The organism is Sphingomonas bacterium (assembly GCF_903643065.1).
In the GTDB taxonomy this organism is placed as follows: domain Bacteria; phylum Pseudomonadota; class Alphaproteobacteria; order Sphingomonadales; family Sphingomonadaceae; genus Sphingomonas.
Genome location: NZ_CAHJWX010000104.1, coordinates 1 through 6,688, shown reverse-complemented (window position 1 = coordinate 6,688; position 6,688 = coordinate 1). Strand labels below are relative to the sequence as shown.

Below are 6,688 nucleotides of genomic sequence, written 5' to 3'. Positions count from 1 at the left end.
CGCGACCTGCGCCGCCGTGTTGAGCACCGGCCGCGCGACGCCGGCGAGCGCGGCGGGCAGGTCCTCGTCGCGCACCCCGTGGAACACCGACAGCGAGAGCCCGAACAGCGACGCCGCCTCCGCCTCGGCCCAGGTGGCGACATAGAATTGCCGGCACCCCGCCGTTGCCAGCCGCGCCAGCACCGGCCCGATGCCGAGCCCATAGGCGTTCGCCTTCACCGCCGCGCCACATTGCGCTGGCCCGCTCAGCCGGTCCAGCGCCCGCCAATTGTCGGCGAGCGCCCGGCCATCGAGGCGGAGGCGGAGCGGCGCGGTCATCGCCGCCTGCTACCGCGCGGGGTGCCGCGCGGCTAGGCCCCGTGGCGCTCGCTGCCCGTGCACGCCCCCGTCCGGTGCGCGTCGATCGTCGCCGCCATCGTCATCGCCCCCATCGGCTGGCCGGCCGGGCCCTTGGTGATCGTGCCCACGTCCATGTGGAAGCCGTCGCCGGTGAACGAGCCCTTGATCGTCGAGGTCGCGGTCGCCGGGCCCGCCTGGCACGTCATCGTCGCGTCGATGCTGCCCGTCGCCATCGCGAAGTGATCGTAGGTGCAGGCCTTGCTGTTCGCGCCCGCGAAGATCGACGCGGCCGGCTTCTTGGCATCGGCCTCCGTCACGCAGATCGGGGCCGTCATGCCCTTGCCCAGCGACCCCTTGATGCTCTGCGCCACCGCCGGCGGCATGCCGGGCATGTCGACCTTGGTCACCGCATAGGTCATGTCGTAATGGCCGGGCGCCAGCGCGATCGGCCCCCCGCCCGCCGCCGCCACCTTGGCCGCGACCTCGCCGGTCGACGCGTTGTCGGCGGTGACGCTGTTCTTGTGCTGGCACGCGGCCAGCACCGCCAGCGGGACGATCAGGGCTCGCTTCATCGGTTCCTCCCTCGCGCGGCCGCAACCTCGCGACCTAACCGCCAGCATCGCCCGACCCCGCGCGCCTGACCAGCCGATTCGTCACGCGGCCTACTATGACTCGAACGCCGTCTCTTCAGGAAACCTGACCCTTGCCGACGCGACCCGCTCGAAGACCAACCAGCGCGAGGCCAGCAAGCCTGATCGCCTGCGCACTGATGATGGTGGCCACTTCATCGCCGCCCGGTTCAATGGCCCAAGCGACAAGATCAACCACTTCGCGCAAGACGCCAACTTCAATCGGGGTGCATACCGGGTCATGGAGGATAAGTAGGCGAGCAGTCTTCACGCGGGGAAGCATGTGTCCGTCCAGATCAAGGCATCCTACCCGGGCTCATCAAGATGTCCGGATCGCCTTGAGGTCACCACGACGACCAATGGACGCGCGAGGCGCAGGATTTCAACAACCGGCCGGGAGGAAATGATATGAGCGTCGATAAGCTCGAGCTACTCGGACCCGCCATGAACGCAATTGGCGCTGACGCTCACCAGAGTATCGGCGGCGAACCAGACGGCATCTTTCTGTACGTGGAGATCGGCGACGGGTGGGTGGAGCCAAGCCTGTTCAAGGATGAGGGCGCCTACCTCAAATATTATTGGGGGAGCAACGAATTACCCGACCTGATCATGGATGCCTGGTGCTTGGAACCGAAGGACAAGCGATGGATCGCCATGCAGTACACGATCAGCAACGGCAGATTCGAGGCCAAGTTCGACTTCGATGACCTAGAGCACTCGGACGAGGACTCGGATGATCGTCTAGATCGCATCCTCCACACCCGCTTTGGCGACAAGCCGGTGAAATACCCGCCGCTCACGGGCGACGACATCTTCCACCTCAAGCCGCCTGCCTGACCGCGTCCCCCGCGTTCCCGCTTCGTTGCACCCCACCCGCTCCTGCCCCATATTCCATCCATGTCCATTGCCATCCGCACCAGCCTCGCCGAGCCGGAGACCGGGGCCGAGTTCGTGCCGCACCGGCCCCAGCGCCCGCCCAAGGTGGAGGGCGGCAAGGCCTTCAGGCTCGTCACCGAATATACTCCGTCGGGCGACCAGCCGACCGCGATCGCCGAGCTGACCGCCTCCGCGCGCGCCGGCGACAAGGACCAGGTGCTGCTCGGCGTCACCGGCTCGGGCAAGACCTTCACCATGGCCAAGGTGATCGAGGAGCTGCAGCGCCCCGCGCTGATCCTCGCCCCCAACAAGATCCTGGCGGCGCAGCTCTATGGCGAGTTCAAGTCGTTCTTTCCCGAGAACGCGGTCGAATATTTCGTCAGCTATTACGATTACTACCAGCCCGAAGCCTATGTCCCGCGTTCCGACACCTATATCGAGAAGGAGTCCTCGGTGAACGAGGGCATTGACCGGATGCGCCATTCGGCCACCCGCTCGCTGCTGGAGCGCGACGACGTCATCATCGTCGCGTCGGTGTCGTGCATCTACGGCATCGGCTCGGTCGAAACCTATAGCGCGATGATCTTCGACCTCAAAAAGGGCCAGTCGGTCGACCAGCGCGAGATCGTGCGCAAGCTGGTCGCGCTCCAGTACAAGCGCAACGACGCGGGCTTCGCGCGCGGCAACTTCCGCGTGAAGGGCGACAATCTCGAAATCTTCCCGTCGCATTACGAGGACGCCGCCTGGCGCGTGTCGTTCTTCGGCGACGACATCGAGAGCATCACCGAGTTCGATCCGCTCACCGGCAAGAAGATCGCCACGCTCAACTCGGTGCGGGTCTATGCCAACAGCCATTACGTCACCCCCGGCCCGACGATGAAACAGGCGACGGAGGCGATCCGCCACGAGATGACCGAGCGGCTCAAGGAGCTGGAAGCGGAGGGCAAGCTGATCGAGCATCAGCGGCTGGAGCAACGTACCAATTTCGATCTGGAGATGATCGCCGCCACCGGATCGTGCAACGGCATCGAGAACTACAGCCGCTTCCTTACCGGCCGCCTACCCGGCGAGCCGCCGCCGACGCTGTTCGAATACCTGCCCGAAAACGCGCTGCTGTTCGTCGACGAGAGCCACGTCACCGTGCCGCAGGTCGGCGGGATGGCGCGCGGCGACCACCGCCGCAAGATCACGCTGGCGGAATACGGCTTCCGCCTGCCGTCGTGCATCGACAACCGCCCGCTGCGCTTCAACGAATGGGACGCGATGCGCCCGCAGACGATCAGCGTCTCGGCGACGCCGGGCCATTGGGAGATGGACCAGACCGGCGGCGTCTTCGCCGAACAGGTGATCCGCCCCACCGGGCTGATCGACCCGCCCGTCGAGATCAAGCCGGTCGAGGAACAGGTGCAGGACTGTATCGTCGAATGCCGCAAGGCGACCGAGCAGGGCTATCGCACGCTCGTCACCACGCTGACCAAGCGGATGGCGGAGGATCTGACCGAATACATGCACGAGGCCGGAATCAAGGTCCGCTACATGCATTCCGACGTGGAGACGCTGGAGCGGATCGAGCTGATCCGCGACCTGCGGCTGGGCGTGTACGACGTGCTGGTCGGCATCAACCTGCTGCGCGAGGGACTCGACATCCCCGAATGCGGGCTGGTGTGCATCATGGACGCGGACAAGGAGGGGTTCCTGCGCTCGGAGACCTCGCTGATCCAGACGATCGGCCGCGCCGCGCGCAACGTCGACGGGCGCGTCATCCTCTACGCCGACCGGATCACCGGCTCGATGGAGCGCGCGATGAACGAGACGGCACGCCGCCGCGAGAAGCAGCAGGAATATAACGTCGAGCACGACATCACGCCGACCACGATCCGCCGCAACATCGGCGACATCATCGCGCACGTCGCCAGCAAGGATCAGGTCACCGTCGAGATCGACGAGGAACGGCCGCACATGGTCGGCCACAACCTGCGCGCGTACATCGAGGACCTGGAGAAGCAGATGCGCAAGGCCGCGTCCGATCTGGAGTTCGAAACCGCCGGCCGCCTGCGCGACGAGATCCGCCAGCTGGAGGCCGACGAGCTGGGCCTACCGCCGGAGCAGCAGAAGGCGCCGCTGATGGGCCGGTCCAACGAGGGCAAGCCCGGCACGCGCAAGACCCGCTACGGCAAGGAAAGCAAGATGCGGATGGGTGGGCGGCGGCGGTGAGCAGCCCAGGTCAGATCGAGCTAGGGCGTGTCCTACTCAGGTGTTGACACCCGGTCGTCCCGAACGAAGTCGAAAGACCAGCCTGAGACGGTGTCTCGACTACGCTCGACACGAACGGGTCAACCTTCAGTCCGAACAGGACAAGACTTAACCATCCGAAATCCACCGCGGCGCCCGGTTGGCGGTCCCCTATACCAGCGCGATGTCCGGCGCGTCCTCCGCCTTCATGCCGATCACGTTGTAGCCGGCGTCGACATGATGGGTCTCGCCCGTCACGCCGCTCGCCAGGTCGCTGAGCAGGTACAGGCCGGCGCCGCCGACATCGTCGATCGTGACGTTGCGCTTCAACGGGCTGTTGAGCTCGTTCCACTTCAGGATCAGGCGGAAATCGCCGATGCCGCTCGCCGCCAGCGTCTTGATCGGGCCGGCCGAGATCGCGTTGACGCGGATGCCGTCGCGGCCCAGATCGACCGCGAGATACTGGACGCTGGTCTCCAGCGCCGCCTTGGCGACGCCCATGACGTTGTAGTGCGGGATGACCTTTTCCGCGCCGTAATAGGACAGCGTCAGCAGCGCGCCGCCCGGCGCCATCATCGCCGCCGCGCGCCGGGCGACCGCGACGAAGGAATAGACGGAGATGTTCATCGTCTGGAGGAAGTTCTCCAGGCTGGTGTCGGCGTAGCGGCCGCGCAGCTCGTTCTTGTCGGAAAAGCCGATCGCGTGGACGACGAAGTCGATGCTGGGCCAGGCCGCCGCCAGCGCCGCGAAGGTGCGGTCGAGCGCGGCCATGTCGGCGACGTCGCACTCGAACAGCCGCGCGACGCCCAGCTGCTCGGCCAGCGGCCGGACGCGCTTCTCCATCACCTCGCCCTGATAGCTGAACGCCAGCTCCGCGCCCGCCTCGCTCAGCTGCTTGGCGATCCCCCAGGCAAGCGACTTGTCGTTGGCGAGCCCCATGATCAGCCCGCGCTTGCCCGCCATCAAACCGTTCACACCCTCGCCCCTGCCGCTCCGTCGTCCGCGACCTGCGCCGCGTCGCCGCCTTCTAGCGTCGCCTGGCGGGGTTCCGCCAGCGCCGCGTTGAGGTGCGCGCCGAACACGAAGCCGAGCCCGACCAGCCAAAAGAACAGCAGCATCACCGCCACGCCCGCGAGGCTGCCATAGGTGGCGCCATAGCCGCCCAGCAGCGACAGCACCGCCGGCAGCGCGGCCGTGATCAGGATCCACCACAGCGCCGTCACCAGCGCGCCCGGCCATTTGCGGCTGGAGGTCCGCCGGTATTTGGACGGCGTGCACAGGTAGAAGAGCAGGTACAGCGCGCCGAACATGATCGCGCCCGGGATCAGCCGGGACAGGCCCAGCCAGCCGGCGAGCCGCTCGGTGCCGGGGATCAGCCGATAGATGAACTGCTCCGCGCCCGCGAGCACGCCCTGGACTAGGAAGGACAGCATCGCCAGCACCACCGCCAGGATGATCGCCCCCGACGACGCCAGCCGCGCGCGCCAGAACGGCGCGGACGCCGAGGTGCCATAGGCGCGGCGGAAGATGTCGCGGATCGTCTCGATGAAGCCGGACACCGTCCACAGCCCGACCACGCCCGCGACCCACAGCAGCGCGCCGGTCTTGGACTGGACGACGCTGACGATCGGTCCGCGCAGCAGCACCGCCGTCTCGCGCGGCAGCGTGTGAAGGAACGTCACCACCGCGCGCTGCGCCTCCGCGCTCTGCCCCAGGACGGAGAACACCGCCGCCGCCGTGATGAAGAACGGAAACAGCGTCATCAGCGCGAGATAGGCGAGGTTGCCGGCATGGATGAAGCCATCGTTGAAGACGCCCAGCCCGGCGCGCTTGACCACTTCCACCGTCGCCGCGCCGGGGTGCAGCCGGCCCAGCTCGCGCTGGAAGCGGCCGGGCTGCCTGGCGCGGTCCTCCGGCGTCAGCGCCGGCGCGATCTCGTTGGGCGTGCTGGAAGTGGCCACGATGCCTTCCTAGACGCCCATCGCGGCACGCGGGTTCCCCCCCGCCCCCGCCCAGTCGGCGACGAACCGCTCCAGCGCCGCGTCGTCGGCGGGCACGTGCACCATCAGCGTGACGAGCTGGTCGCCCCGGGCGCCGTTCGGCCCGCCGCCCTTCCGATGGAACCCCTTGCCCTTGAGCCGCAGCACGCGGCCCGACGACGCCCCCTTGGGGATGGTCAGCATCACCGGCTTGTCGACGGTGGGCGCGCGGACCTGGCCGCCCGTCACCGCCTCGGCGAGGCTGATCGGCAGGTCGAGGCGAATGTCGTCGCCCTCGCGCGTGAAGAAACGGTGCGGCTGGACCTCGATCGTCACCAGCGCGTCGCCCGGGCCGGCGGCGCCGGGCTCGCCCTTGCCGGCGAGCCGCATCTGCGTGCCGGTCTCGACGCCGGCGGGGAGCTTCAGGTCGAGCGCGCCGTCGGGCAGCGCCACGCGCTGGGGCGCCAGCGTCGCCGCGTCCGCGAACGGGACCTTGAGGCTGTAGGCGCGGTCGGCGCCCTTGGCCGCGCCGCGCCGCCCGAACCCGGAGGAGAAGCCGCCGCCGCCGCCACCGCCGCGGAACAGCTCGTCGAAGATGCCGCCCATGTCCGCGTTCTCGCCGCCGTGCATGCT

8 protein-coding genes are annotated in these 6,688 nt (G+C 67.8%); 3 read left to right on the top strand and 5 right to left on the bottom strand.

The window, feature by feature from the left end; translation table 11 throughout:
- Together HUU95_RS05290 and HUU95_RS14495 are read right to left on the bottom strand one after the other, a co-directional pair.
- On the bottom strand, nt 1–318 hold a 318-nt coding region (locus tag HUU95_RS05290), incomplete at its 3' end, for an alanine racemase (RefSeq protein WP_174279158.1).
- A gap of 32 nt (nt 319–350) precedes the next feature.
- Nucleotides 351–911: a DUF3617 domain-containing protein gene (locus HUU95_RS14495; RefSeq protein ID WP_254602634.1), complete on the bottom strand. Its 561-nt coding sequence runs from the start codon at nt 909–911 to the stop codon at nt 351–353.
- On the opposite strand from HUU95_RS14495, the gene HUU95_RS14490 reads away from it, so the two are divergent.
- The 3 genes from HUU95_RS14490 to uvrB all read left to right on the top strand — a co-directional run bounded on the left by HUU95_RS14490 (nt 847) and on the right by uvrB (nt 4,058).
- Complete coding sequence (locus tag HUU95_RS14490; RefSeq protein WP_254602633.1) at nt 847–1,224, top strand: DNA/RNA non-specific endonuclease; 378 nt, start codon at nt 847–849, stop codon at nt 1,222–1,224. The two genes, HUU95_RS14495 and HUU95_RS14490, sit on opposite strands and share 65 nt — an antisense overlap.
- A gap of 152 nt (nt 1,225–1,376) precedes the next feature.
- Complete coding sequence (locus tag HUU95_RS05280; RefSeq protein WP_174279157.1) at nt 1,377–1,805, top strand: hypothetical protein; 429 nt, start codon at nt 1,377–1,379, stop codon at nt 1,803–1,805.
- A gap of 60 nt (nt 1,806–1,865) precedes the next feature.
- Nucleotides 1,866–4,058, top strand: a complete 2,193-nt coding sequence (gene uvrB / locus HUU95_RS05275) for an excinuclease ABC subunit UvrB (protein WP_174279156.1) — start codon at nt 1,866–1,868, stop codon at nt 4,056–4,058.
- A 189-nt stretch (nt 4,059–4,247) separates the two neighbouring features.
- Here uvrB and fabI read toward each other — a convergent pair whose 3' ends face one another.
- The 3 genes from fabI to HUU95_RS05260 form a co-directional block, all read right to left on the bottom strand.
- Nucleotides 4,248–5,051 carry an enoyl-ACP reductase FabI gene (gene fabI / locus HUU95_RS05270; RefSeq protein ID WP_302480094.1) on the bottom strand — a complete coding sequence of 268 codons (804 nt, stop codon included), beginning with the start codon at nt 5,049–5,051 and terminating at the stop codon, nt 4,248–4,250.
- Complete coding sequence (locus HUU95_RS05265) at nt 5,048–6,037, bottom strand: YihY/virulence factor BrkB family protein (protein ID WP_174279154.1); 990 nt, start codon at nt 6,035–6,037, stop codon at nt 5,048–5,050. Before HUU95_RS05265 ends, fabI begins: the two co-directional genes overlap by 4 nt.
- 9 nt (nt 6,038–6,046) lie before the next feature.
- On the bottom strand, nt 6,047–6,688 hold a 642-nt coding region (locus HUU95_RS05260; protein ID WP_174279153.1), incomplete at its 5' end, for a DnaJ C-terminal domain-containing protein.

Coding starts and splice junctions, on each gene's coding strand:
- HUU95_RS14495 (WP_254602634.1), bottom strand. CDS start 911: ATGAAGCGAGCCCTGATCGTCCCGCTGGCGGTGCTGGCCGCGTGCCAG.
- HUU95_RS05280 (WP_174279157.1), top strand. CDS start 1,377: ATGAGCGTCGATAAGCTCGAGCTACTCGGACCCGCCATGAACGCAATT.
- uvrB (WP_174279156.1), top strand. CDS start 1,866: ATGTCCATTGCCATCCGCACCAGCCTCGCCGAGCCGGAGACCGGGGCC.